Source organism: Actinomadura barringtoniae (assembly GCF_017573505.1).
Classification (GTDB): domain Bacteria; phylum Actinomycetota; class Actinomycetes; order Streptosporangiales; family Streptosporangiaceae; genus Spirillospora; species Spirillospora barringtoniae.
Genome location: NZ_JAGEOJ010000006.1, coordinates 1 through 22,997, shown reverse-complemented (window position 1 = coordinate 22,997; position 22,997 = coordinate 1). Strand labels below are relative to the sequence as shown.

The following is a 22,997-nucleotide window of genomic DNA, read 5'->3' as shown; positions in this document are numbered from 1 at the left end:
GAGATCTGTGAACGGCTCAGTCCCGGTGGGCTTGCGAGGGTGGTGGGGTCAACTGGGGCGGAGGTGGAGGCCGCCGGTGGCGTCCAGGGCGTGGCCGGTGATCCAGCGGGCGTCGGTGGAGACCAGGAGGGCCACGGCGTCGGCTACGTCGGCGGGTTGGCCCACTCGGCCGAGGGCGGAGGCTGCGGCGGCGCGGGCGCGGGCCTCGGGGTCGTCGCGGAGGTGGGACATCATGTCGGTCTCGGTGAGGCCCGGCAGGACCGTGTTCACGGTGATGCCTCGCGGGCCCAGGGCTTGGGCGAGGGTGCGGCTCATGGTGTCCAGGGCTGCCTTGCTCATGGCGTAGGTGACCTCGGGTGGGGCGGTACGGGTGACGGGCGAGGAGATGTTGATGATGCGGCCTCCTTCGCCCATGAGGGGGAGGGCGCGCTGGATGATGAAGAACGGCGTCCGGGCGTTGATGGCGAAGACGTGGTCGAAGGCTTCGGGGGTTACTTCTTCTATTGGGCCTGGGCCGATGATCGAGGCGTTGTTGACCAGGATGTCCAGGTGGGTTTTGGCCGTTCGGTCGCGGAGGCCTGCTTCCAAGGTGGAGAACAGGGTCTCGATGGCGTTGTCAGTGCCGAACTGGGCTTGTAGGGCGAAGGCCTGGCCACCGGCTTGCTGGATGTCGGCGACGGTCGCGTCTGCGGCGGACTTGTTGCTGCCGTAGTGCACGGCGACCAGGGCGCCGTCGGCTGCGAGTTTCCGGGCTATTGCTCGGCCTATGCCGCGTGAACCGCCGGTGACCAGGGCTGTCTTCTCCATGCCGTCCTCCCGGGGAAGCAAAGATCCTTTCCTTCCCCGGGAGGGGCGGGCTTAGTCGAGCTGGGCTTGGAAGATTGCTTGGTTGAAGTAGGCCTTGGCTTCTTGGATCAGGCCTTCGGAGTCGAGTTCGTAGGTGTTGATGCCGGACCAGTTGATGGGGCGGCCGGTCTTGGTGACTGCGGAGCCTCGCCAGGTGACGGCTACGTGGGTGCCGGTGGTGTGGGCTTCGAAGGGGGTTAGGCCTAGGAACGGGTTGAAGGCGGGGATGACGCTTTCGATGAAGGACTGGATGGCGGGGCGGCCGATTAGGGGTGTGGAGCCGATGGGGTCGTGGAATTGGGCGTCTTCGGCGAAGGCGGCTGCCCAGGCTTGGGCATCGCCTGCTTGGGAGGCGCGGAAGAACTGGTCAACGGACTGCGGCATGGCTGGGAACGTCATGGGTCTCCTTCATGGGTGAGCGGTGCAAGAGATGGCGGATGAGGGCTATCGCGGCGGCAACGGCGACGAGAGCACAGACGCCGTGCCAGCCGAAGGTGGTGTAGGCGCGTACGCCGAGCCATGAGCCCGCGCTGCCGCCGAGGAACGAGCAGGTCATGTACGCGGTGTTCAGGCGGCTGCGGGCCTTGGGGTTGAGCGCGAAGATGCGGGACTGGTTCGCCACTTGGCTGGATTGGACGGCGACGTCCAGGAGGAGCATCCCCGCGCCGAGGATGACCAGGCCTGGGATGCCGCCGATCGTGCCCGGGAGCAGGAGCGCTGCTGCGGCCATGACTCCGATGGTGCAGGTCAGGTTGACGACATCGGGGCCTCGGCGGTCGATCCAACGGCCTGCGATGGGGGTGCAGAACATGCTCGCGGCGCCGACCAGGGCGATGAGGCCCACGGTCTGGGGGCCACGGTCGTAGGCCGGGCCGGTGACGAGGAGAGCGAGGCTCGTCCAGGCTGCGCTGAAGCCACCGAAGAGGGTCGCTTGGTAGAGGGCTGAACGGCGCAGCTCGGGCTCGGTGCGAAGCAGGCGGAGGCTTGCGGTGAGGAGGGAACGGTAGGGCTCGCGGGTCTGAGGGGCCGTTGCGGGGATGGACGCGGTCAGTGTCGCGGCCAAGAGGAGCAGCAGGGCGGCGGCTATCAAGTAGGGGGCGCGCCAGCCGAGCCAGGCGCCGACCGTTCCGCCGAACGTGCGGGCCAGGAGGATGCCGCCGATCAGGCCGCTGAGGAGCGTGCCGGTGACGGCTCCACGGCGGTCGTCGGAGACCAGGCCGGCGGCCATCGGGAGGATGACCTGCGGGACGACGGTGACCACTCCGATGAACGCGCCGGCGGTGACCAGGACGGGAATGTTGGGCGCTGCCCCGGCTGCTATGAGGCCTAGGCCGGTGAGGGCCAGGAGCGTGATGATCAAGGGGCGGTGCGGCAGGCGGTCGCCCAGGGGGACCAGGAAGAAGACGCCTGCGGCATAGCCGAGCTGGGCGGTGGTCGCCACCAGGGCGGCGGTTGCCGGGCTTACGTGGAGGCCGGTGGCGATGAGCGGGGTGATCGCTTGCGGGAAGTAGATGGTGGAGACGCTCACGCCGCAGGTGAGCGCGAGCAGGAGGGTCAGGCGGCGTCCCACGGGACTCCTTCCGAACGAACTGGATGGTTCGGAAGGTACTCTGATGAGCGTGGGCCAGTCAAACGAACTGGTTCGTTAGGGTGGTGAGCATGCCGTACGACTCCAGCGCCACCAAGGAACGGATCCTGGAGGCGGCCACCACCGAGTTCGCCGAGTACGGCTTCGCCGGGGCGCGGGTGGATCGGATCGCCAAGGATGCCGAGGCCAACAAGCGCGCCATCTACGACTACTTCGGCGACAAGCGGGCGCTGTTCGGTGCCGTTCTGGAACGGCAGATGCGCGTCGTCGCCGAGGCGGTGCCGGTCGATGGCAAGGACATGGCGGGGTACGCGACTGGGCTCGTCGATTACCACCTGGCACATCCGGAGCATTGGCGGCTGCTCATGTGGGAAGCGCTGGAGCTCGGGTCGGGCGAGGTGCCCGACGAGGCCGTACGGACGGCTCACTACGGCGACAAGGTGCGCGCTCTCGGAGAGGCGGGGGCGGCTGATGCTTCAGAGCTTGACGCCCGGGAGCTGCTGTTCTTCACGCTGGGTGTCGTGAACTGGGGATTTGTGGTGCCGCAGATCCGGCGCATGGTCCTGGGCGGAGAGCTCTCGCCCGAGCAGTTGCGCGACGCGGTTTCCAAGGCCGTTCAGGCGCTGGCAGGGAAATGAACGTGCCGGCTCGCCCGGGGGGTGACGAGCCGGCACGGGCTCAGAATTCGAACAGGCCGGCCTTCTCTCGGGTGTAAGCCAGCACCGAGTCGTTGCCGTAGCCGCTCTCCTTGGTGCCTTCCAGCGGGAACATCACCTTGCGGTAGGTGTTGACCCAGACCGTTCCGGTGTCGAGGCGGCGGAACATGCGCTGCGCGGTACCCAGGTTGGTGGTCCAGACGCCGGCGGCCAGGCCGTAGATCGAGTCGTTGGCCAGCTTGATCGCTTCTTCCTCGGTGTCGAACGGCAGGACGACCGCGACCGGGCCGAAGATCTCCTCCTGGCAGACGCGCAGCGAGTTGTCGTCGGTCGCGAAGAGCGTCGGCTCGACCCAGTAGCCCTCGGCGTGCACGTCGTCCACGAGCTCGGCGCCGAAGCGGCCGCCGGAGACCAGCTCGGCGCCCTCCTTGGCGCCGATCTCCAGGTAGGAGGTGACGCGCTCGTACTGGTCGCGGGAGACGATCGGGCCCATCGTGGTGTCGGGGGAGAGGGTGTCGCCGAGCTTGATGCCGGCGGTGATCTCCTTCATGCGCGAGAGCATCTCGTCGTACACCGGGCGCTGGATGAGGATGCGCGAGCCGCCGTAACAGATCTGGCCCGCGTTGGCGGTGAAGATGGCCTGTGTGGTGACGCCGGGCGCGGCCTTGTCGAGGTCGGCGTCGGCGAACACGATGTTGGGTGACTTGCCGCCGAGCTCCAGCGCGAGGGGCTTGAGCGTGTCGGCGGAGGCGCGGGTGATGATGCGCGCGGTGTCGGGTGAGCCGGTGAGGCTGACCTTGTTGACGCCCCGGCTGCGCACCAGCGGGTCGCCGACCTCGTCGCCCAGGCCGGAGACGATGTTCAGAACGCCAGGGGGAAGCACCTCGCGCAGGAGTTCGCCTACGCGGAGGGACGACACGGTCGCCTGCTCGGCGGGCTTGATGATGACGGTGTTACCCGCTGCGAGCGCGAACGCGGCCTTGGCGGAGAGCGTGGAGATGGGGGAGTTCCACGGAATGATGCCGAGCACCACGCCGTACGGCTCGCGCCGGGTGATGCCCTGGCTCGCAGGGCCGAAGTCCACGCTGCGGCCCTCGACCGCCGCCGCGCACTCGGCGGCGGCGTTGGTCCACAGGTAGGTCATGCCGGGCAGGTCGCGCTTGGCGGTCTCGGTGATGAGCCTGCCGTTGTCGAGAGTTTCCAGCTCGGCCAGCTCCTTGGCGTTCTCCGCGAACACCTGGGCCACCTTGCGCAGGAAGTGCGCGCGCCCGGCGGCGGGCATGCCGGACCACTTGGGGAACGCCTTGCGCGCGGCCTCCACGGCGGCCTCGGCGTCGGCCGCGGTGGAACGCGGGATCCGGGCCCAGACCTTGCCGGTCGCCGGATTGACCGAGTCGAGCGTGCCGCCCTCAGAGGCCGGCCGCAGCTCGCCGCCGATCAGGTTGGAGTAGTCCCGGACCTGTGTCATCGCCGTCCTTCCGAAATCCCGTCGTTCGACGACCAAGCGTACGCTTGGTCAACCTCGCAGCGGAACCCCGGGGTCGTGATCGGGCATTGCGCCTGCACATCCATATTCCCTACTATCTCGGTTGAGTTAATCGAATTGGTAGGGAAAGTAGGGTTTGCGTGTCCGAGAACGAGGGTGTGAGCAGGCGCGGGGCGATCGGTGCGGCGGCGGCCGTCACCGCGGCCGGCGCTGTGCTGGGATCGGAACGTTCCGCCGAGGCCGGGACAACGACGCCGACGCTGGAACGGCGGTTCCGTGCCGACCCGCGCGCCAAGGCCTCCCGCCGGCCGAACGTGCTCATCATCCTGGGCGACGACCTCGGCTGGGCCGACCTGAGCAGCTACGGATCGCCGCACATCCGTACGCCCCACCTCGACGGCCTCGCGCGCCAGGGCGTGCGCTTCACCGACGCTTACTCGGCGGCGGCCGTCTGCTCGCCCACCCGCTTCGGGCTCTACACCGGCCGCTACCCGGGCCGCCTGCGCGGCGGGTTGGAGGAGCCGATCGCCCGCCCCGACAAGCTCTTCGGCATCCCCGCGGGCCACCCCACCCTGGCCTCACTCCTCAAGGGCGCGGGCTACGACACCGCGATGTTCGGCAAGTGGCACTGCGGCTTCCTGCCCTGGTACAGCCCGCTCAAGTCCGGCTGGGACACCTTCTTCGGCAACCTGTCCGGCGCCGTCGACTATTACTCCAAGGTCAGCGGGACGACCGTCGACCTGTATGAGGGCGAGGTACCGACCGAGGACCTCGGCTACTACACCGACACGATCGCCGACCGGGCCGCGTCCTTCGTACGAGGCAGGCACGACGAGCGAGGCGAGCACGACAAGCCCTGGCTGCTGAACCTCAACTTCACCGCGCCGCACTGGCCCTGGGAGGCCCCCGGCGACCGCGAGGTGAGCAAGCAGATCACCGCCCGTTCCAAGGCCGGTGACCCGATGGCGCTCTGGCACCAGGACGGCGGGTCGCTGGACACCTACCGCCGCATGGTCGAGGCGATGGACGCCGGGATCGGGCGAGTCCTGAAGGCGCTGCGCGAGACAGGGCAGGAACGCGACACGATCGTCCTGTTCTCCAGCGACAACGGTGGCGAACGCTGGTCGTACCTGTGGCCGCTCACCGGCTCCAAAGCGAGCCTGAACGAGGGCGGCATCCGCGTGCCCAACATCCTGCGCTGGCCCGCCCGCATCCGCCCGCGCCAGGTCAGCCACGTCCCGGTCATCTCCCAGGACTGGACCGCGACGATCCTTGAGATCGTCGGCGTGAAGCCCGCCGCGAGCCACCCTCTCGACGGAACGAGCCTCGCCCCGTACCTCCTCCGAGGCACCCGCGCGCCCGAGCACGACCTGTTCTGGCGGACCAGGACCTCGCGGGCGCTGCGCCGCGGCAAGTGGAAGTACCTGCGCGCCCCGATCGAAGGAAAGGCGGCGGCCGACGCGCTCTACGACCTGTCGGCGGACCCGCGCGAGCAGGCCAACCTGGCCCTGCACCAGCCCGAACTGCTCAAGGAACTGAGCCGTCGCTGGGACGACATCAACTCCGATCTGCTTCCCTACGAGGCATGAACAAGATCGCCCCGACCCTGTTGCTGAGCCGGTCCGAGATCGAGCGGCTGCTGCCGCCCGCCGACTACATCGACCTGATCGAGGACGTCTTCGCCCGGTACGCGCGCGGCGAGACGATGCCGAGCCGGCTCGCGCACCTCGACAGCCCGCCCGGCGAGTTCCACATCAAGGCGAGCGGCCTCGCCGGGGTGGTCGCGGTGAAGATCGGCGGATGCTTCTACGACCGGCCCGCCACGCTCGGCTTGCCCAGCATCGTCGGGGTGATCGCGCTGTTCGACGGCACGAACGGGCAGCCGCTCGCGCTGATGGAGTCGGCCACGGTCACCCGGCTGCGCACCGCCGCCGCGACCGCCGTGGCCGCCCGCCACCTGGCGCTGCCGGACGCGTCGACCCTCGCGCTGTGCGGGGTCGGCGCGCAGGCGGCGGCGCACGTCGAGGCGATCGCGGCGGTACGGCCGATCGAGCGCGTGCTGGTGTGGAGCCGTACGCCCGAACGCGCCGAACGGTTCGCCGCACAAATAGGGGAGCAGTACGGCATCGAGACGACGGCGGTCGCCGACCACGCCGACGCCACTCGCCAGAGCCAGATCGTGATCGGCCTCACGCCGTCGCGCGAGCCCTACCTGCGCCGCGCCGACGTCGAGCGCGGCACGTTCGTCGCGGCGGTCGGCTCGGACGCGCCCGACAAGCGCGAGCTGCACCTGGACCTGCTGGAGGGCGCGGCCGTGATCGCGGACGTCCTGCACCAGTGCCGCGAGGTCGGCGAGCTGCACCACGCGCCGGGCGTCGAGGCGGCGGCCGAGCTCGGCCAGGTCGTGATCGGCGAACGTCCCGGAAGGCGGAGCGCGGAGGAGATCGTGGTGTTCGACTCCACCGGCACCGCCCTCCAGGACGTCGCCGCGGCCGAGGCCCTCTACCGGGCCGCGTCGGCGGACGGCTCCGGGTCGGCGCTGCCGCTCTGGGACTGAACGCCCGCCGCCCCCGGCTCGCCTTGAATCTCCTCCTGCGCCTTGACGCCGGACAGCATGGGCGGCAGGTCGCCGTCCTGGACGAGGGTCATGCGCCGGGTCGCGCGGGTGATGGCGACGTACAGGTCGTGTCCGCCGCGCGGTGACTCGTCGATGATCCCGGCCGGGTCGACCACGATCACCGAGTCGAACTCCAGGCCCTTGGACTCCTCGGGCGTCAGCACGACGACCGGCGAGTCCAGCGCCTCGGGCGTCGCCCCGGCCTCGGCGTCCGGCAGCGCGGCCCGTACCGCCGGGTGCGTCGCCGCCGAGGCGATCACAGCGAGCCGGCCCTCGCCGATCCGGTCGGTGGTGATCTGGATCAGCTCGGCGTCGACCAACGCCGGGAGGCCGCCGGGGATGCCCTCGGCGTCCATCCGCACCACGCCGGGCGGCGGGCCGTCGTCGCGTACGGGCTCGGGCGGGGTCTGCTCGGGCGCGACCTCGGCCAGCACGTCGGCCGCGATCCGCATGATGGCGGCGGGCGTGCGGTAGTTGACCATGAGCCGCTGCTCGCGCCAGCGGCCGTGCACGTACCGGTCGAGCATGTCGCCCCACGACCGCGCCCCGGCCGGGTTGCCGGTCTGCGCGACGTCGCCGACCACCGTGAGCGAACGCGTCGGGACCTTGCGCATGACCGCCCGCCAGGCCATCTCCGACAGCTCCTGCGCCTCGTCCACGATCACGTGCCCGTACGCCCATTCGCGGTCGGCGGCGGCGCGCTGCGCGGTGGTCAGCCGCAGGCCGTCGTAGTGCTGGCGTTCGGCCAGCTCCAGCGCGTCCTCGACGTGCCGCTCGGCCAGCTCGCCCGCGTTCAGCAGGTCGATCTCGGGGATGCCGATCTGCTCGACGCCGGTGGACTCGATGACCTCGCGCGCGTACTGCTCCTCGGCCTCCACCTCGCGTTGCGCCGCCCGCAGCCGGGCCCGTTCGGCGGCGTCGTCGGGCGCGCCGAGCAGCTCGGCGGCCTCGTCCAGCAGCGGAACGTCCGAGACGGTCCACTCCGCGTCCGCCGGGCGGAACAGGTCGGCGCGCTCGGCCTTGGTCAGCGCCGCCGCGCCCCCGACGCGTTCCAGCGCCGCGGCGTCGGCGAACAGCTCCGACAACAGCTGCTGCGGCGTGAGCTCGGGCCACAGATCGTCGATCAGCTGCCGTACGGCCGGCTCGGCCCAGAGCGCCTCCTTGGCGAGCTTGAGGTCGGTCCCGTCCAGCAGCGGCTGGTCCTCGGCCTCGTCGAGCAGCTCCTGGAGCCACTGCGGAACGTTGCCGGACCGGAGGATCTCCTGGAGCGGCTCGTCGGTCATCTTGTCGTACTGCTCGGCCCGGTCGACCGCGAGCGCCTGCAGCACGTCGTGCACGAAGAGGCGGCGCTGGACGTTGTGGGAGGCGCGCAGGTTGCGGGCGCGGTCGCGGATCTCCCGCAGCCGGGCCGGCTCCACCCGCAGGACCATCCCGTCGTTCTCGATCTCCAGGCCCTCCTGTGGCGCGCGCTGCCGGTCCCGTACGGCCGACTCGATCATGCCCGCCATCCGCAGCCCGCCCTTGAGGATGGCGACCTCCGGGGTCTCGGCGGCCGTCGCCCGCACGCCCGGGAAGAGCTCGCCGACCGTCGCCAGCGCCACGTCGCTCTCGCCGAGGCCGGGCAGCACCTGCTCGATGTAGCGCATGAACGTCGCGTTCGGCCCGACGACCAGCACGCCGCGGCGCTCCAGCACCTCGCGGTGGGTGTAGAGCAGGTAGGCGGCGCGGTGCAGCGCGGCGACGGTCTTGCCGGTGCCCGGCCCGCCCTGCACGACCAGCACACCGGGCAGGCCGGCGCGGATGACCTGGTCCTGCTCCTCCTGGATCGTCGCGACGACGTCCGACATCCGGCCCGTACGGCCGCGCCGCAGGGTCGCCAGCAGCGCCGCCTCGCCGACGATCGTGCTCTGGTCGGCGGTGCTCAGCCCGTCGAGGTCGAAGACCTCGTCGTCGATCCGGACCAGCTCGCGCAGCCGCAGGTGCAGGTGGCGGCGGCGCGCGAGGGTGCCGGGGGAGGTCGGCGTCGCGGTGTAGAACGGGCGGGCCGCCTCGGCGCGCCAGTCGATCAGCAGCGGCTCGCGGTGCTCGTCGCGCAGCCCGATCCGGCCGATGTAGAACGTGTCGCGCGGTCCGGCCTCATCGGCGTCCTCGCCTTCGGGGGCGGTGTCGTCGCGGCGGTGGTCGATGCGGCCGAAGCACAGGCCGCGTTCGACGCCGGTGAGCCGGTCGAGGCGGCGGGCGGCCTCGTCGGTCGCGACCGCGCGCTCGAGCCTGGCCTGGAACGCCCCGCCGCCCCCCGTGCCCCCGGGCCCCTCGCGCACCGTCCGCTCGGCCTCGTCGCGCTCGGCGTCGAGCCGGGTGTAGACACGGGTGACGTACTCCTGCTCCTCGCGAAGAGCGGCCTCTGGGGACTTGACATCCTCGACTTGACGGATTCCCATGTCTGTGGCTACACTTCCATTCATAGGATTGGTGTGCTGTATCCGTGTGACGCAATTACCCACGATACCACCAGTGTTGGTCCGCCGTCGCGCGGGCCTTTTTTGCTTCTCCGGGGACCTTTCTCCGCATCCGTCCAAAAGATCGTTTTTGTTGGACTGAGCGTCATCTGAGCGGTGCTCCGCGGTCACGGATCTTCGTGAGGCTGTCGGGCGATTTGCCCTACATCCCCCCGAAAGGTTCCCCTCCATGGCTGACGCTCCGCGCGCGCTCAACCGGAGATCCTTCCTCGTGACCTCGGGTCTGGCCGTCGGCACCGCCGCGGCCGTGACCGGTGTTCCCGGCACCGCACTCGCCGCTTCCCCCGCCGCACGCCGCGGCGCTGGAACGCTCCCGAGCGACCCGTTCACCCTCGGAATCGCCTCCGGCGACCCCGACCCCGACGGCTTCGTCCTGTGGACGCGGCTGGCCCTCAACCCGCATGCCGACGACGGCCTCGGCGGGATGCCCGCCAAGAACTTCCGCGTCGAGTGGCAGGTGTCCAGCGACGAGCACTTCCGCCGCATCGACCGCAAGGGCGCCGTCACCGCGCGCGCCGAGGCGGCGCACAGCGTGCACGTCGAGCTGAACGGCCTGCGCCCCGGACGCGACTACTGGTACCGCTTCAAGGTCGAGAACCACGTGTCGCCGGTCGGCCTCACCCGCACCGCGCCGCGCAGCGACTCGTTCGGCCCGGCGCTGGCGATGGCGTTCGTGTCCTGCTCGCAGTACGAGCACGGCTACTTCACCGCCTACCGCCGGCTCGCCGAGGAGCACCCGGACCTGATCCTGCACCTGGGCGACTACCAGTACGAGTACAAGAAGGGCGTCTACACCGTCCCGGGCGGCAACGTCCGCGACCACGACGGCCCCGAGACCGTCACGCTCGCCAACTACCGGCAGCGGCACGCCCAGTACAAGGCCGACCCCGACCTGCAGGCCGCCCACGCCGTCGCGCCCTGGCTGGTGGTCTTCGACGACCACGAGGTCGAGAACAACTGGGCCCGCGACGTTCCCGAGGCGGGCTCGGACACCCCGGACACCGCCGACTTCCTCAAGCGCCGCGCCGCCGCGTTCCAGGCGTACTACGAGAACATGCCGCTGCGCCGAAGCTCCGTGCCGAGCGGCCCGGACATCCAGATCTACCGGCGGATCAAGTGGGGCCGCCTCGCCAACTTCCACATGCTCGACACCCGGCAGTTCCGCGACGACCAGGCCTGCGGCGACGGCACCAAGGTCTGCCCCGAGGCGAACAACCCGGACCGTACGATCACCGGCGCCGAGCAGGAGAAGTGGCTGATCGACGGCTTCCGCCGTTCGACCGCCCGCTGGGACGTCATCGGCCAGCAGGTCTTCTTCGCCCAGCGCGACGCCGACGCCGGGCCGCTGAAGAAGACCAGCCAGGACGCCTGGGACGGCTACGTGGCCTCCCGCGACCGCATCACCAAGGGCTTCGTCGACGCCCACGTGCGCAACCCCGTCGTGCTCACCGGCGACGTGCACGCGCACTGGGCCAGCGACCTCAAGCTGAACTACGACGACCCCGCGTCCAAGCCCGTCGGATCCGAGCTGATCTGCAGCTCGATCACCAGCGGCGGCGACGGCGCGGACTCCAACCCGGCCGACCACCCGTACCTCAAGATCAACTCGCACCTGCGCTTCTACAACAACCAGCGCGGCTACGTGATCACGCGGATCGACAAGCAGCAGCTGAAGGCCGACTTCAAGACGCTGGCGACGGTCCGCACGCACGACGCGCCCGCCTCCACCAAGGCGACCTTCGTCGTCCAGGACCGCGTGCCGGGGCTCAAGCAGACCTACCTGCGCCCCTACGCCGCGCCCAAGACGTTCGCCGCCAAGTCCGACGAGCAGATCATCCAGGACACCATCAACGCCGAGGACGGGCGCCCGTAAGGTCGTTCAGGCCCTCGCGGCTTGGCCGGGCTCGCTTTCGCAGGACGAGCCCGGCCATTCGCGTTCCCGCTCAGCCCCCCGCCCAGCCCTCCCCGCTCAGCCCTCCCGCTCAGGCCTCCCGATCAGTCATCGACGAAGCCGGTGATCACCGGGGCGATCGCCTTGGCCTTGACGATGTGCATCTGGCCTTCCAGCGTGCGGTGCCGGGCATCGGGCAGCACGTCGGCGAGGGCCGTCATGGCGTTCTGCATCCACTTCGGGCTCTTGCCGCCCGCGACCACGAGGGTGGGGACCTTGCCGTCCGCCCAGCGGCCGGCCGGCAGCGCCTTGCCCGCGCCGGTGTCGCCGAGCCCCGCGACATCGTACGGAACGGTGTGGGCGACCTTCTTCAGCTTCGACCAGGCGGGCATCAGGCGCATCAGCATGACGAAGACGCCGGGAAGCGCGACGCCCTTGGTCATGAAGTACGTGATGGCCTCCGAACGGCGATCCTGCGCGATCAGAGCGTTCAGCCGCGCGAGGAAGTCGTCGGGGATGGGCTTGCGGGAGTCGTCCACGACGAAGGGGGCCTCGTAGACGACCAGCTTGGAGATGGGCAGGCCCGCCTGCGCCGCGTCCAGCGCCAGGGGAGCACCCGAGGAGATGGCGTACACGGCCACCGGCCCACTTGCGTCGCTCGTGCCGCCGGCTTCGGCGATGACCGCTTCCAGATCCTCGATCTCGCGCGTCTGGGAGAACGGCTGGGTGTCACCGCTGTCCCCCCGGCCCCGGCGGTCGTAGGCGTAGACCGTGTGGCTCTCGGCCAGCACGGGGGCGAGGTCCACGTTCGGGCCGAACCCGCGGTGCCCGAACGCGCCGTCGACCAGGACCACGGCGGGCCCGCTGCCGGTCTTGGTGTAGGCGATCCTGGTGCCGTCCTGCGAAATCACGTGGGGCATGACATTCCTTTTCAGTAGGGGGCGAGGACCCAACGCGTCCTCGCTCCTTTTCCCGATCAGTCATGCCTCGAACGGCGAACCCCGGATTCGACACGCTCCACGAACTTTTCTGCCCGATTCAGGCGTGGTCGTCGTGCATGGGGGCCGGCGGGCAGGGCTCCGGCGTGACGAGGACGTCGTCGACGGTGAACGTCGCGGTGCCCTTCGCGGCGTCCGGGCCGGGGGAGAGGGCCGCCTGGATCTTGGCGGCCAGGCCCGCGCCCTCGCCCAGCGCGCCCTTGGCCTGCTGGACGCCGTTCACCGACAGCTCGTACGCGCCGTCCTCGGGCCGGATCAGCAGCGAGACCGGGACCCACGCGTTCGGCGGGTAGGCGGCCGCCGACTGCTCCTCGTGCTTGCCGTCGGTGAACGCGACGTGGCCGCCCGGCGTGAGGCCGACGGCGGCGACCGTGCCGTCCTTGGCGTCCAGTACCTTCAGCCAGCCGGTGTGGCCGGTGTCGCTCGCACGCAGCCGGGCGCGTACGCGGACCACGCCGCCGCTGACCGGGAGCAGCCGTACCGCCGTGCTCGGGGTCGGGCGTTCGGTGAGGACGAGCGAGGAGCCGAGCCCGCCCGACGGGTCGGCGGCCGCGGCCGCAGACCCGGTGACCTGCCAGCCCGCCGGTGCCTGCCCGGGCGTGGCCGCGTTGAACGAGTCGGCCAGCCCGGCCGGGAACGCGGCGGGAGCCTGGACACCGCCGATGTTGGGTGTGGCGGCCGGGACCTTGGCGGGGGAGACCGGGAAGCCGTCGATCCCGCCCTTGGCCGCGCCCGCACCGACGCCCGCACCGACGCCCGCGCCGATGGCGGGGGAGCCTGCGATGAGCTGGTACGCGACCGGATCGGCGAGCCCGGGCGCCAGGAACCCCGGGTCGGCCTTGATCGTGGCCGTCGCGGTCGCCGGGACCGGGAAGCCGTGCAGGAGGTTGTGGTCGACGACCCAGGCGGGGCTGGCGACGTTCCAGCCGACCGTGCCCTTGGTGCCGTCGCGCTCGACCAGGTTGCCGGTGAACTTCACGTCCAGCTTCTGCTCGGTGTCGGCGTCCACGACCAGCTGCTCGACGCCGTCGGCGAGGTAGACGGTGTTGCCACGGATCGTGCCACCGGTGAGGGGTGCGTCGCAGACCTGGAACCCGTGGGCCCGGTCGTCGATGGAAACGTTTCCACTCAGGGTGAAGCCGCTGGCCGCGCACAGGTGGACGAAGCCGCCGCGGTTGTCGTGGGAGAGATTGGCCTTGAGGGCGAGGCCTTCGGTGCCCGTTCCGACGTCGTAGGCCATGCCACCCGCGGACGCCGCGCCGGTCCCGCCGGTCTTGCCGCCCGACACGTCGTTGCCGGAGACGCCGGTCCCGGTCGATCCGGCGACCGCCACGCCCGCGCCGAACGTTCCCGAACGGGCGTTGAAGCCCTCGATGTGGTTGCCGGTGATCGACGCGCCCTGCGTGGCCGCGACCTGGATTCCCGTGCCGCCGACGTCCCAGAGCAGGTCGCCGTTGATCGCCAGGCGCCGGATCGGCGTCCAGGCCTGCGAGCAGCCGTCGGGCGACGGCGTGTCCGGGCGGCGGCACCAGGACGACCAGACCGAGATCCCCGCGCCGTCCACCGCGTGCACCCGGTTTCCGTTGATCTTCAGGTCGTCGAACGTCGTCGGGGTGGCGCTGCCCGCGGCCTCGACCACGATCCCGCCCGACGCCGCCGCGCCGCCCGCGTTCGGGGCGCTCGGCTTGGCCTCGCCGCGCACGTCGTGGACATCGAGGCCGGTCAGCTGGATGCCGTGCATCGTCCCGGAGTCCTTGGCCAGCACGTACACCCCGCGGCGCGGCCTGGTGCCGTCACCGGGCGCGGTCAGCTCGAGGCCCGACACCTGCACGTACTGGGCGTCCTCCAGCAGGAGCGCCTGCTCGGCGCCGGTCGCCTGGACGACGGGCGCCTTGCCGCCGTCGCCGTACGGCCCGATCACGATCGGCTTGCCCGCCTCGCCCGCGCCCCGCACGGTCAGCGAGCCCTGGCAGGACGCGCCGCGCTTCAGCCGGATCGAGTCGCCCGCCTTCAGCTTCAGCCCGTTGACCGGGGCGAGCGAGCTGAACGGCGAGTCCTGCTTGCCGGTGCCGCCGGCCTTGGCCGCGCAGTCGACGTACACCTCGATCTTGGCGCACGGGCACGGTGCGGCGAGCGCACCGTTCTGCAAGGCGAGCACGAGCGCCGCACCCACCGGTGCCGCGGCGCCGAGCGTGCCCGCGGGCAGCACGAAACGGACCATCGATATCCCCCTGGGCCGCGGTGGGGACCGCGGCCGTGACCCTGACGACGGCGTACGGCATCGCACCGTAGGACCGCCGCCCGGTCACGTCCGCGGCCGACACGCGCCGCGATGGCCTGCCTTTACCTCAAGGGAGCTGATCCGAGGCCGTCGGGAGCCGACGCCGAGGCCCTCAGCGGCCGGCGCCGAGCCCGTCAGGAGCCGGCGCCGCCCGAGAAGATGTCGTCCAGGTCGTAGGCGACCGGGACCTCGAGCTGCTCGTAGGTGCACGACTCGGGGGTGCGGTCGGTGCGCCACCGCCGGAAGCGGGCCGTGTGGCGGAACCGGTTGCCCTCCATCGCCTCGTAGGCCACCTCGACGACCAGCTCGGGCCGCAGCGCGACCCAGCTGAGGTCCTTCTTGCCGGTCCAGCGCGAGACCGCGCCGGGCATCCGGTCGACCGTCGCCTCGCTCTGCTTGGCCCACTCGCCCCAGGGGTGCTCGGACAGGTCCTCGGCCAGGTAGGGCTTCAGCTCCTCCACCAGCTCCTCGCGGCGCTTCATGGTGAACGAGGCCGCCACCCCGACGTGCTGGAGCTGGCCCTGGTCGTTGTAGATGCCGAGCAGCAGCGAGCCCACGATCGGCCCGGACTTGTGCCAGCGGAAGCCCGCGACCACGCAGTCGGCGGTCCGCTCGTGCTTGACCTTGAACAGGGCGCGCTTGTCGGGCATGTACTCGATGTCGCGCGGCTTGGCGATCACCCCGTCCAGGCCCGCGCCCTCGAACTCCTCGAACCACTGCAAGGCCAGCTCGTAGGAGTCGCTCGCGGGCGTCACGTGGAACGGCGCCTCGACCCCGGACAGGGTGTCGACCAGCCGCTGCCGCCGTTCGCCGAGCGGCACCTCCATCAGCGACTCGTCGCCGAGCGCCAGCAGGTCGAACGCGACGAACGAGGCGGGCATCTCCTCCGACAGCATCTTCACCCGGGATGCGGCGGGGTGGATGCGCTGCTGGAGCAGGTCGAACTCGAGCTTGGCGCCCTTGCGCAGCACGATCTCGCCGTCCACCACGCAGCGCTCGGGGAGCTCTCGCTTGGCGGCCTCGACGAGCTCGGGGAAGTAGCGGGTGAGCGGCTTCTCGCCGCGGCTGGACAGTTCCACCTCGTCGCCGTCACGGAAGACGATGCAACGGAATCCGTCCCACTTCGGCTCGTACAAAAGGTCGCCCTTGGGCATTGCCTTGACCGCCTTGGCGAGCATCGGCGGCAACGGCGGACTGATCGGCAGGTCCATGGCCCTATCCTCCCCCACCCGTCTGACAGCGCCGGCAGGGTGGTCACGATCTTGTGACGGCCGACATAGGACGTCCAAAATGCACGATTAGTCGTGAAATGTGAATACTCTTCCGGCTCATGACGCAGCCACCCCCCACGGAGGAGCCCGGCTGGGCCCCTCCCGGCGCTCCCTCCGAACCGGCCCCCGAGGCCCAGCCGCATCCCGACCCCCAGCCATACCTAGGCCCCCGACCCCAGGCTGCTCCCGGCGCCTTCCCGCCACAGCCCGTCGCCGCGCCCTATCTGCCGGCCCAGTATCACAAGCCCAAGTTCAACGGCTTCTCGATCGCCGCGCTGGTCCTCGGGATCATCGGCGGCATCGGGCTGTCGATCATCTTCGGCATCGCCGCCCTCGTCCAGATCCGCCGCCGCGGCGGCCGTGGCAAGGCCATGGCGATCATCGGGATGGCGCTGTCCCTGGTCTGGCTGGCCCTGATCATCGGGGTCGCCGCCATCGGCGCCGCGTTCACCCCCGACCGCGACGACTCGGGCCACGTCACCCAGAAGGGCCGCGCCCTCCTGGCCGACCTCAAGGTCGGCGACTGCTTCAACGGCGTTCCCCACGACAAGACGGCCAGGAGCACCACCGCCCTCCCGTGCGCCCAGCCGCATGACGGCGAGGTGCTGGCGAGCTTCAACCTGCCGAAGGGCGGATTCCCGGGCCAGCAGGAGGTGATCCGGTCCGCGGAAAGCGGTTGCTACGCACGGGTCGGCGGACGGCTCGACGCCAGCCGGTATCGGACGTCGGTCAACCCGTACCTGCTCTACCCGACCCGGGCCAGCTGGGCTCTGGGCGACAGGGTGGTGCAGTGCCTGGGGGCGAGCACCGGAGCCAAGCTCACCGGCAGCCTCGATCTCTCCCCGGCCGAACCGGGCATGAAGAGCTGGAACGCTCTGAAGCCCGGCGACTGCCTCATCCAGAAGGACGGAGAGGGCGAGAGCACAGCGGTCAAAACGGTGCCGTGCTCCAAGCGGCACAACGCCCAGCTGGTGCTCACCTTCGATCTGCCGGCGGGAGACTGGCCCGGCTCCGCCACCGTGCGCCGGCAGTCTGAGAAGGGCTGCCAGACCCGGCTGCGCTCCTACTTCGACAAGCACCCCGTGAAGGTCGACGTCGGCTATGTTCACGCGGACCCCATCCAGGATGAGTGGAAGATGGGCTCACGGAACGTGAAGTGCTTCGCGGCCCCCATGAAGGGGGAGCTCACCCGTTCGGTCATGCCCTGACCGATAATCTGCAGGTCATGCGCCGTCTCTTGCCGGGTCCCGTCACCGACGTCGATCCGTACGACGCCTATGCCGACGCTCCGGGCCTGCGCCTGGGCATGGTGATGAGCGCCGACGGCTCGGTCACCGATGAAGAGGGCTGGACCGACGGTCTGGGCGGCGAGGCGGACTTCCGGGTCTTCCGTACGCTGCGCGCCCTGGCCGACGCGATCCTGATCGGCGCATCCACCGTGCGCACGGGTCGCGTCGGCCCGGCCCGCCTCCGTCCCGACCTTCGCGAACGCCGGGGCGCGCCGCCCGCTCCCATCGTCGTCTTCAGCCGCAGCCTGGACCTGGACTGGTCCCTGCCGCTCTTCACCTCAGCCGAGGCCCCGACCGTGGTCGTCACCCCTCAGCCGCGCGCCCCTCAGGTCCCCAAGACCGTTGAGGTGGTGAACGCGGGCAGCCTGCCGATCGCCATCGACACGTTGCGCGAATACCTGGGCTTCGACCGTCTCCTCTGCGAGGGCGGCCCGGAGCTGGCGACGTCCCTCATCCGCGCGGGCCTGGTGGACGAGATCTGCCTCAACCTGGCCCCCGCCCTCCTGGGCAGCCCTCGCCACACGCGCCTTGTCAACGGCCTGGAATCCCGTGTGGACCTGGACCTGACCGCCCTCTACGAAGACGAGTCCGTCCTCTTCCTCCGCTACGCCCTGAACGGCTATCGGCGGCTGTAGCGCAGGAAGAGAAAGTCCTCGTCGTCGCGGAACGCGTGGGTGAGGCGGAGTTCGGCGGGCTTGAGCGCGGGAGGACCGTTCACGATGCGCGGGCCGTCACCGGCGAGCAGAACGGGACTGACGGTGAGGCACAGCTCGTCCAGCACCCCGGCCGTCACCAGCTGCGCCAGGATCCTCGGCCCGCCCTCGCAGAGAATGCGCGAGAAGCCATGCGAGGCGAGCTCTTGGATGGCAACGGCGAGGTCGAGGCGGTCCTCGCCCGCCAGGATGACGTCCGCGTTCTCGCGGGCACGCCAGAGGCGGTTGGCAGGAGCGTTCTCCGGGGCGAGCAGGATCGTGCGTTGCCGGGCATCGGTGAAGAGGGGCGTTTCGAAGTCGAGGTCGAGGCGGCGGGAGACGATCGCCAGGCGAGGGGCGCGTCCGCTCGGCCCAGGCTGCGCGGGGCCGTAGCCTTCGGCGCGCGCCGTGCCCGCACCCACGACGACCACGTCGGCCAGGCCGCGCAACGTGGCGAACAACCGCCGGTCGTTGGCGTTGCCCAAGCCGCCGCTTCGCTCGTCGCGGGTGGCGGCGCCGTCGACGCTGGCGACCATGTTCGCGCGCACCCACACCCGGTCGTCGGGATAGGCGTACGCCTCGCGAAGGCGTTCGGGCTCCGCTGGTAGCTGCTCCACAGATCGAACGTTACCCAAGGAGCGGTGGCTGGGACCTGAGGGGGATAAGCGACCCAAGTCACGGTTTGTGTTGCCATCTTCACGAAACGGGCATGGTGGGGACGTGGGCCACGTCACACTGGGCCCAGGGGAGGGACACCACAGGAAGGAGCGGGGGTGGAGTTTGCTGCGCTCGTGGCGTGGGTCGGGGCTGCCATCGCGGGGGTCTATCTGTTGACGGGGTGGCTGCGGAACGGGGGCCTGAAGGAGCAGGCGACCAAGGTGACGCGGTTTCCGATTCTGGTCGTGGTGGGGCATCCGTTGTCGGCGGTGGTGGGGCTGGTCGTCTGGATCGCCTATTTGGTCTCGGGGGAGGTGCTGTACGCGTGGATCGCGTTCGGTGCCCTTTGGGTGGTCATCTTTCAGGGGTTCCTGATGTTGACGCGGTGGCTGGTCAGCCGGGGAGGGCGGCACGCGCGGGGAGCCGAGCAGGTGTTCCCCATGGTCGCGGTGCTGGTGCACGGGGCTGTGGCCGTAACGACGTTTGTGCTGGTTTTTCTGGTCGCGATCGAGGTCAGCCGGGGTTAGACGGAGCGGCGGAGGACGATCAGGGCGTGGCTGTGCACCTGGACGTCGTCGCGGGCCTTGAGACGGCTGCGTTCGCCGGTCATGGCGTCGGCGGTGTCCAGGACGAGTTCCCAGCGTTCGCCGTACTCGGGGCCGGGGAGGGTGAAGACCACCGGCTCGGAGTGCGCGGAGATCAGCATGAGGAACGAGTCGTCGCGGATGGGGCGGCCGCGGGGGTCGGGCTCGGTGATGGCGTCGCCGTTCAGGAACACGCCGATCGACTTGGCGTAGCCGGCGTGCCAGTCGTCGTCGGTCATGGCCTCGCCGGCGGGCGTCAGCCAGACGATGTCGGCCGGGTTCTCGTCGGACGGCTCGCCGGTGAAGAAGCGGCGGCGCTGGAAGATCGGATGGTCCCGGCGCAGCGTTGACAGGAGCCGGACGAAGTCGTCGGGGGAGTTCGTCCACGACACCCAGGAGATCTCGTTGTCCTGGCAGTAGGCGTTGTTGTTGCCGTGCTGGGTGCGGCCGAGTTCGTCGCCCGCCAGGAGCATCGGGACGCCCTGCGAGAGGAACAGCGTCGCGAGGAAGTTGCGGCGCTGGCGCCGGCGCAGCTCGTTGATGTCGGGATCGTCGGTCGGGCCCTCGTAGCCGCAGTTCCAGGAGCGGTTGTCGTCGGTGCCGTCCCGGTTGGCCTCCAGGTTGGCGTCGTTGTGCTTGACGTTGTACGAGACCAGGTCGTTCAGCGTGAAGCCGTCGTGGCAGGTCACGAAGTTGATGGACGCGAACGGGCGGCGGGCGCTGTGCTCATAGAGGTCGCTGGAGCCGGTGAGGCGCGAGGCGAACTCGGGCAGCGTCGCGTAGTGGCCGCGCCAGAAGTCGCGGACGGTGTCGCGGTACTTGCCGTTCCATTCCGTCCACAGCGGCGGGAAGTTGCCGACCTGGTAGCCGCCCTCGCCGACGTCCCAGGGCTCGGCGATCAGCTTCACCTGGGAGACGACGGGGTCCTGTTGAACGAGGTCGAAGAACGCCGACAGCCGGTCGACGTCGTGCAGTTCACGGGCCAGCGCCGAGGCGAGGTCGAAGCGGAACCCGTCGACGTGCATCTCCAGGATCCAGTAGCGCAGCGAGTCCATGATGAGCTGCAGCGAGTGCGGGCTGCGCACGTTGAGGGAGTTGCCGCACCCGGTGTAGTCGAGGTGGTAGCGCGCGTCGTCGTCGCGCAGCCGGTAGTACGAGGCGTTGTCGATGCCGCGGAACGAGAGGGTCGGCCCGAGGTGGTCGCCCTCGGCGGTGTGGTTGTAGACGACGTCCAGGATCACCTCGATTCCGGCCTCGTGCAGCGCGCGCACCATCGCCTTGAACTCCAGCACCTGCTCGCCGTACTCCCCGGAGGAGCTGTAGCGGTTGTGCGGCGCCAGGAACCCGATGGTGTTGTAACCCCAGTAGTTGGTCAGCCCGCGCGCCACCATCGCGTGCTCGGGAACGTGCTGGTGCACCGGCATGAGCTCGACCGCCGTCACGCCCAGCTCGGTCAGGTGGTCGATCATCACCGGGTGCGCCAGCCCCGCGTACGTGCCGCGCTGCTCCTCGGGAATCCCCGGATGCAGCTTGGTGAGGCCCTTCACGTGCGCCTCGTAGATCAGGCTCTGGTGGTACGGGACGCGCGGCGGCCGGTCGTCGCCCCAGTCGAAGAACGGGTTGATGACCACGTTCTTCGGCATGTACGGGCCGCTGTCGTCGTCGTTGAACGCGTCCGGGTCGCCGAACCGGTAGGAGAACAGCGACTCGTGCCAGCGCACCTCGCCCTCGACGGCCTTGCCGTAGGGGTCCAGCAGCAGCTTGGCCGGGTTGCAGCGGTGGCCGTGCTCGGGCCGGTACGGGCCGTGCACCCGGTAGCCGTAGCGCTGGCCCGGGCCGATACCGGGCAGGTATCCGTGCCACAGGTAGCCGTCGACCTCGGGTAGGTCGTAGTGCTCCTCGTTGCCGTCGGCGTCGAAGAGGCAGAGCTCCACGCGCGTCGCGACCTCGGAGAACAGTGCGAAGTTGGTGCCCGTGCCGTCCCACGTGGCGCCCAGCGGGTACGGCTCGCCGGGCCAGACCTCGGGCATGCTTCCCCACTCCTCCACCGAGTCGTCCTCGGACCCCGTTGATTTTGACTTACCCGCAGCCGATCCGTATGCCCCAATCCGAGATCGTGCTGTTACGCCTTGGTTTCGGGGACATTCGGCGTGCCCGGGAATCCGGGATCCATGCGCCAGATCGTCTCGCCGTCGGACGTCTCGTCCGTCGGACGCAGCCGCAACCTGCGCGCGACGCCCTCGGACGCGGAGTTCTCAGGGTGGATGGCCGCCTCGATCTCGGCCACCCCGTTGGCGCGCAGCCAGCCGGCCATCGCCTGGGCGGCCTCGGTCGCGAACCCGAACCCCTGGTACGGCATGCCGACGACCCAGGCGATCGAGGCCCGCAGCCCCTCCGCGCCCGGCGTCACCGTGGCCTGCACGTACCCCACGGCCTGCCCGTCGCGCCGCCGCCGGATGATCCAGTTGAGCCACCACTCCTGGTGGAACGGCGCCGGGCCCGCGACCAGGTGCTCGTACCTGCGTCGCATCTCCTCGACGGTGAGCGGCTCGCCGCCGATGAACTCGTGCAGCCGCGGATCGTTCAGCGCCTCGGCCATCTCACCGGCATGGTGAACGGCGAGCGGCTCCAGCTGGAGGCGCTGCGTGGTGATGTTTCCCGCGATCGGCCCGAACACCCGATGACCTTACGCCCTGAAGCCGCGTGCGCCAGCCCCTAGAGGTGGCGGGTCCAGGCTCCGTCGGGGTGCTGGGTGGGCGCGAGCCACAGCCAGGGCTGGGAGTGGCGAAAGGGAAGCTCGGTCCCTGGCTGCCACGGGAACAGGCCGCGCTGGTCGGGCCAGACGACCTGAAGAAAAGGGAGCGGCGGCTTGCGGTAGAACGACAGGGCGCCCTTGAACATCGCCTGATACCAGCGCGAGTCGACCGTGCGGAACGCGGCGGCCTGCCCGCGCACCACGGCATCGCGCCGGTCGCCGTCGCCGGGAGCCTCGCCCTCGGCGGCCTGCCTGCCGAGGGTGTTGAGGATCGCCTCCATCTCGTACACGTCGCCGCCGAACATGCCGAGCTCGGGGGTGCGATGGCTGTGCCACAGCCCGATCGTGTACGCCCAGCCGGGCCCGCCGTCGTCCCCGTGGACCAGCACGACACTCCACCCGTACTCGCTGATGTGCACGATCGTGCGGAGCTCGAAGTTGTCCATGCGGTCCCGATCACCGTAATCGTGATCGATGATGCAGTTGCACGGGGGACGGCCGTCGGACATGACCTTCAGCCTACGATCTTTTCGGTCCGGCATCTCACCGCGCCCGCGTCAACCGTCACTGTCGGCATCCAGTCAGGACGCCCGCCAGACCTCGTCGCGCAAGGCCCCGTCAACCCCCTCCACACGTGAAAGACCCTATCCGCCGGGCAAGTCGACCGGGCGGTCATCCCCGGAGAACATCGGAACGGTCGCTCACCGTAAAGTCGTGATGTGGGTGGAGATGGGGTGCGCATGCTCGACGCTGAGAGCATCGATCTGACGGACTGGGACTTCTGGCGGCGTCCCATCGAGGAACGGCACGAGGCGTTCAAAGCGCTCCGGTGGGCGCCGCAGTTGATCCGCTATGAGGAGCCCGAGG

19 protein-coding genes are annotated in these 22,997 nt (G+C 70.2%); 7 read left to right on the top strand and 12 right to left on the bottom strand.

Annotated features, from left to right (window positions below; genetic code table 11):
* Positions 1-48: 48 nt before the first annotated feature.
* The 3 genes from J4573_RS15450 to J4573_RS15440 are packed head-to-tail and all read right to left on the bottom strand — an operon-like array spanning position 49 to position 2,416.
* Positions 49-807 (bottom strand): SDR family oxidoreductase, encoded by a 759-nt coding sequence (locus tag J4573_RS15450; protein ID WP_208256177.1) that lies wholly within the window; start codon positions 805-807, stop codon positions 49-51.
* Positions 808-858: 51 nt separating this feature from the next.
* Complete coding sequence (locus J4573_RS15445; RefSeq protein ID WP_208256176.1) at positions 859-1,245, bottom strand: nuclear transport factor 2 family protein; 387 nt, start codon at positions 1,243-1,245, stop codon at positions 859-861.
* A complete protein-coding gene (locus J4573_RS15440) occupies positions 1,214-2,416 on the bottom strand; it encodes an MFS transporter (protein WP_208256175.1) in 1,203 nt (400 codons plus the stop codon). Before J4573_RS15440 ends, J4573_RS15445 begins: the two co-directional genes overlap by 32 nt.
* An 89-nt stretch (positions 2,417-2,505) precedes the next feature.
* On the opposite strand from J4573_RS15440, the gene J4573_RS55310 reads away from it, so the two are divergent.
* Positions 2,506-3,072 (top strand): TetR/AcrR family transcriptional regulator, encoded by a 567-nt coding sequence (locus J4573_RS55310; RefSeq protein WP_208256174.1) that lies wholly within the window; start codon positions 2,506-2,508, stop codon positions 3,070-3,072.
* 40 nt (positions 3,073-3,112) lie between these two features.
* Here J4573_RS55310 and J4573_RS15430 read toward each other — a convergent pair whose 3' ends face one another.
* Positions 3,113-4,558 (bottom strand): aldehyde dehydrogenase family protein, encoded by a 1,446-nt coding sequence (locus tag J4573_RS15430; protein ID WP_208256173.1) that lies wholly within the window; start codon positions 4,556-4,558, stop codon positions 3,113-3,115.
* Between the two features lie 158 nt (positions 4,559-4,716).
* Between J4573_RS15430 and J4573_RS15425 the strand changes: the two genes are divergently transcribed.
* Both J4573_RS15425 and J4573_RS15420 read left to right on the top strand, forming a co-directional pair.
* Positions 4,717-6,165, top strand: coding sequence for a sulfatase family protein (locus J4573_RS15425; protein ID WP_208256172.1), 1,449 nt, complete (start codon positions 4,717-4,719; stop codon positions 6,163-6,165).
* Entirely contained in the window at positions 6,162-7,133 is a 972-nt protein-coding gene (locus J4573_RS15420; RefSeq protein WP_208256171.1) for an ornithine cyclodeaminase family protein, read from the top strand. Before J4573_RS15425 ends, J4573_RS15420 begins: the two co-directional genes overlap by 4 nt.
* On the opposite strand, the gene J4573_RS15415 is transcribed toward J4573_RS15420, so the two are convergent.
* Complete coding sequence (locus J4573_RS15415) at positions 7,079-9,634, bottom strand: HelD family protein (protein ID WP_208256170.1); 2,556 nt, start codon at positions 9,632-9,634, stop codon at positions 7,079-7,081. The genes J4573_RS15420 and J4573_RS15415 overlap by 55 nt on opposite strands.
* A gap of 247 nt (positions 9,635-9,881) precedes the next feature.
* On the opposite strand from J4573_RS15415, the gene J4573_RS15410 reads away from it, so the two are divergent.
* Complete coding sequence (locus J4573_RS15410; RefSeq protein WP_208256169.1) at positions 9,882-11,585, top strand: alkaline phosphatase D family protein; 1,704 nt, start codon at positions 9,882-9,884, stop codon at positions 11,583-11,585.
* A 122-nt stretch (positions 11,586-11,707) separates the two neighbouring features.
* Here J4573_RS15410 and J4573_RS15405 read toward each other — a convergent pair whose 3' ends face one another.
* The 3 genes from J4573_RS15405 to J4573_RS15395 all read right to left on the bottom strand — a co-directional run bounded on the left by J4573_RS15405 (position 11,708) and on the right by J4573_RS15395 (position 16,093).
* Complete coding sequence (locus tag J4573_RS15405) at positions 11,708-12,523, bottom strand: alpha/beta fold hydrolase (protein WP_208256168.1); 816 nt, start codon at positions 12,521-12,523, stop codon at positions 11,708-11,710.
* 118 nt (positions 12,524-12,641) lie between these two features.
* Positions 12,642-14,822: a right-handed parallel beta-helix repeat-containing protein gene (locus tag J4573_RS15400; RefSeq protein ID WP_208256167.1), complete on the bottom strand. Its 2,181-nt coding sequence runs from the start codon at positions 14,820-14,822 to the stop codon at positions 12,642-12,644.
* Positions 14,823-15,016: 194 nt separating this feature from the next.
* A complete protein-coding gene (locus J4573_RS15395) occupies positions 15,017-16,093 on the bottom strand; it encodes an ATP-dependent DNA ligase (RefSeq protein ID WP_208256166.1) in 1,077 nt (358 codons plus the stop codon).
* A 119-nt stretch (positions 16,094-16,212) separates the two neighbouring features.
* Between J4573_RS15395 and J4573_RS15390 the strand changes: the two genes are divergently transcribed.
* Positions 16,213-17,361: a DUF4190 domain-containing protein gene (locus J4573_RS15390; RefSeq protein ID WP_208256165.1), complete on the top strand. Its 1,149-nt coding sequence runs from the start codon at positions 16,213-16,215 to the stop codon at positions 17,359-17,361.
* A 17-nt stretch (positions 17,362-17,378) separates the two neighbouring features.
* On the top strand, positions 17,379-18,077 hold the full coding sequence (locus tag J4573_RS15385) for a dihydrofolate reductase family protein (protein WP_208256164.1): 699 nt from the start codon (positions 17,379-17,381) through the stop codon (positions 18,075-18,077).
* Here J4573_RS15385 and J4573_RS15380 read toward each other — a convergent pair.
* On the bottom strand, positions 18,062-18,751 hold the full coding sequence (locus J4573_RS15380; RefSeq protein ID WP_208256163.1) for a pyrimidine reductase family protein: 690 nt from the start codon (positions 18,749-18,751) through the stop codon (positions 18,062-18,064). The two genes, J4573_RS15385 and J4573_RS15380, sit on opposite strands and share 16 nt — an antisense overlap.
* A gap of 156 nt (positions 18,752-18,907) precedes the next feature.
* Between J4573_RS15380 and J4573_RS15375 the strand changes: the two genes are divergently transcribed.
* Complete coding sequence (locus tag J4573_RS15375; protein WP_208256162.1) at positions 18,908-19,318, top strand: hypothetical protein; 411 nt, start codon at positions 18,908-18,910, stop codon at positions 19,316-19,318.
* On the opposite strand, the gene glgX is transcribed toward J4573_RS15375, so the two are convergent.
* The 3 genes from glgX to J4573_RS15360 form a co-directional block, all read right to left on the bottom strand.
* The gene (glgX, locus tag J4573_RS15370) at positions 19,315-21,405 is read right to left on the bottom strand and encodes a glycogen debranching protein GlgX (protein WP_208256161.1); all 2,091 of its coding nucleotides are present in this window, start codon (positions 21,403-21,405) and stop codon (positions 19,315-19,317) included. The two genes, J4573_RS15375 and glgX, sit on opposite strands and share 4 nt — an antisense overlap.
* 92 nt (positions 21,406-21,497) lie before the next feature.
* Positions 21,498-22,052 carry a GNAT family N-acetyltransferase gene (locus J4573_RS15365; protein ID WP_208256160.1) on the bottom strand — a complete coding sequence of 185 codons (555 nt, stop codon included), beginning with the start codon at positions 22,050-22,052 and terminating at the stop codon, positions 21,498-21,500.
* A gap of 38 nt (positions 22,053-22,090) precedes the next feature.
* Positions 22,091-22,639, bottom strand: a complete 549-nt coding sequence (locus J4573_RS15360) for a DUF4262 domain-containing protein (RefSeq protein ID WP_208256159.1) — start codon at positions 22,637-22,639, stop codon at positions 22,091-22,093.
* Positions 22,640-22,997 lie beyond the last annotated feature (358 nt).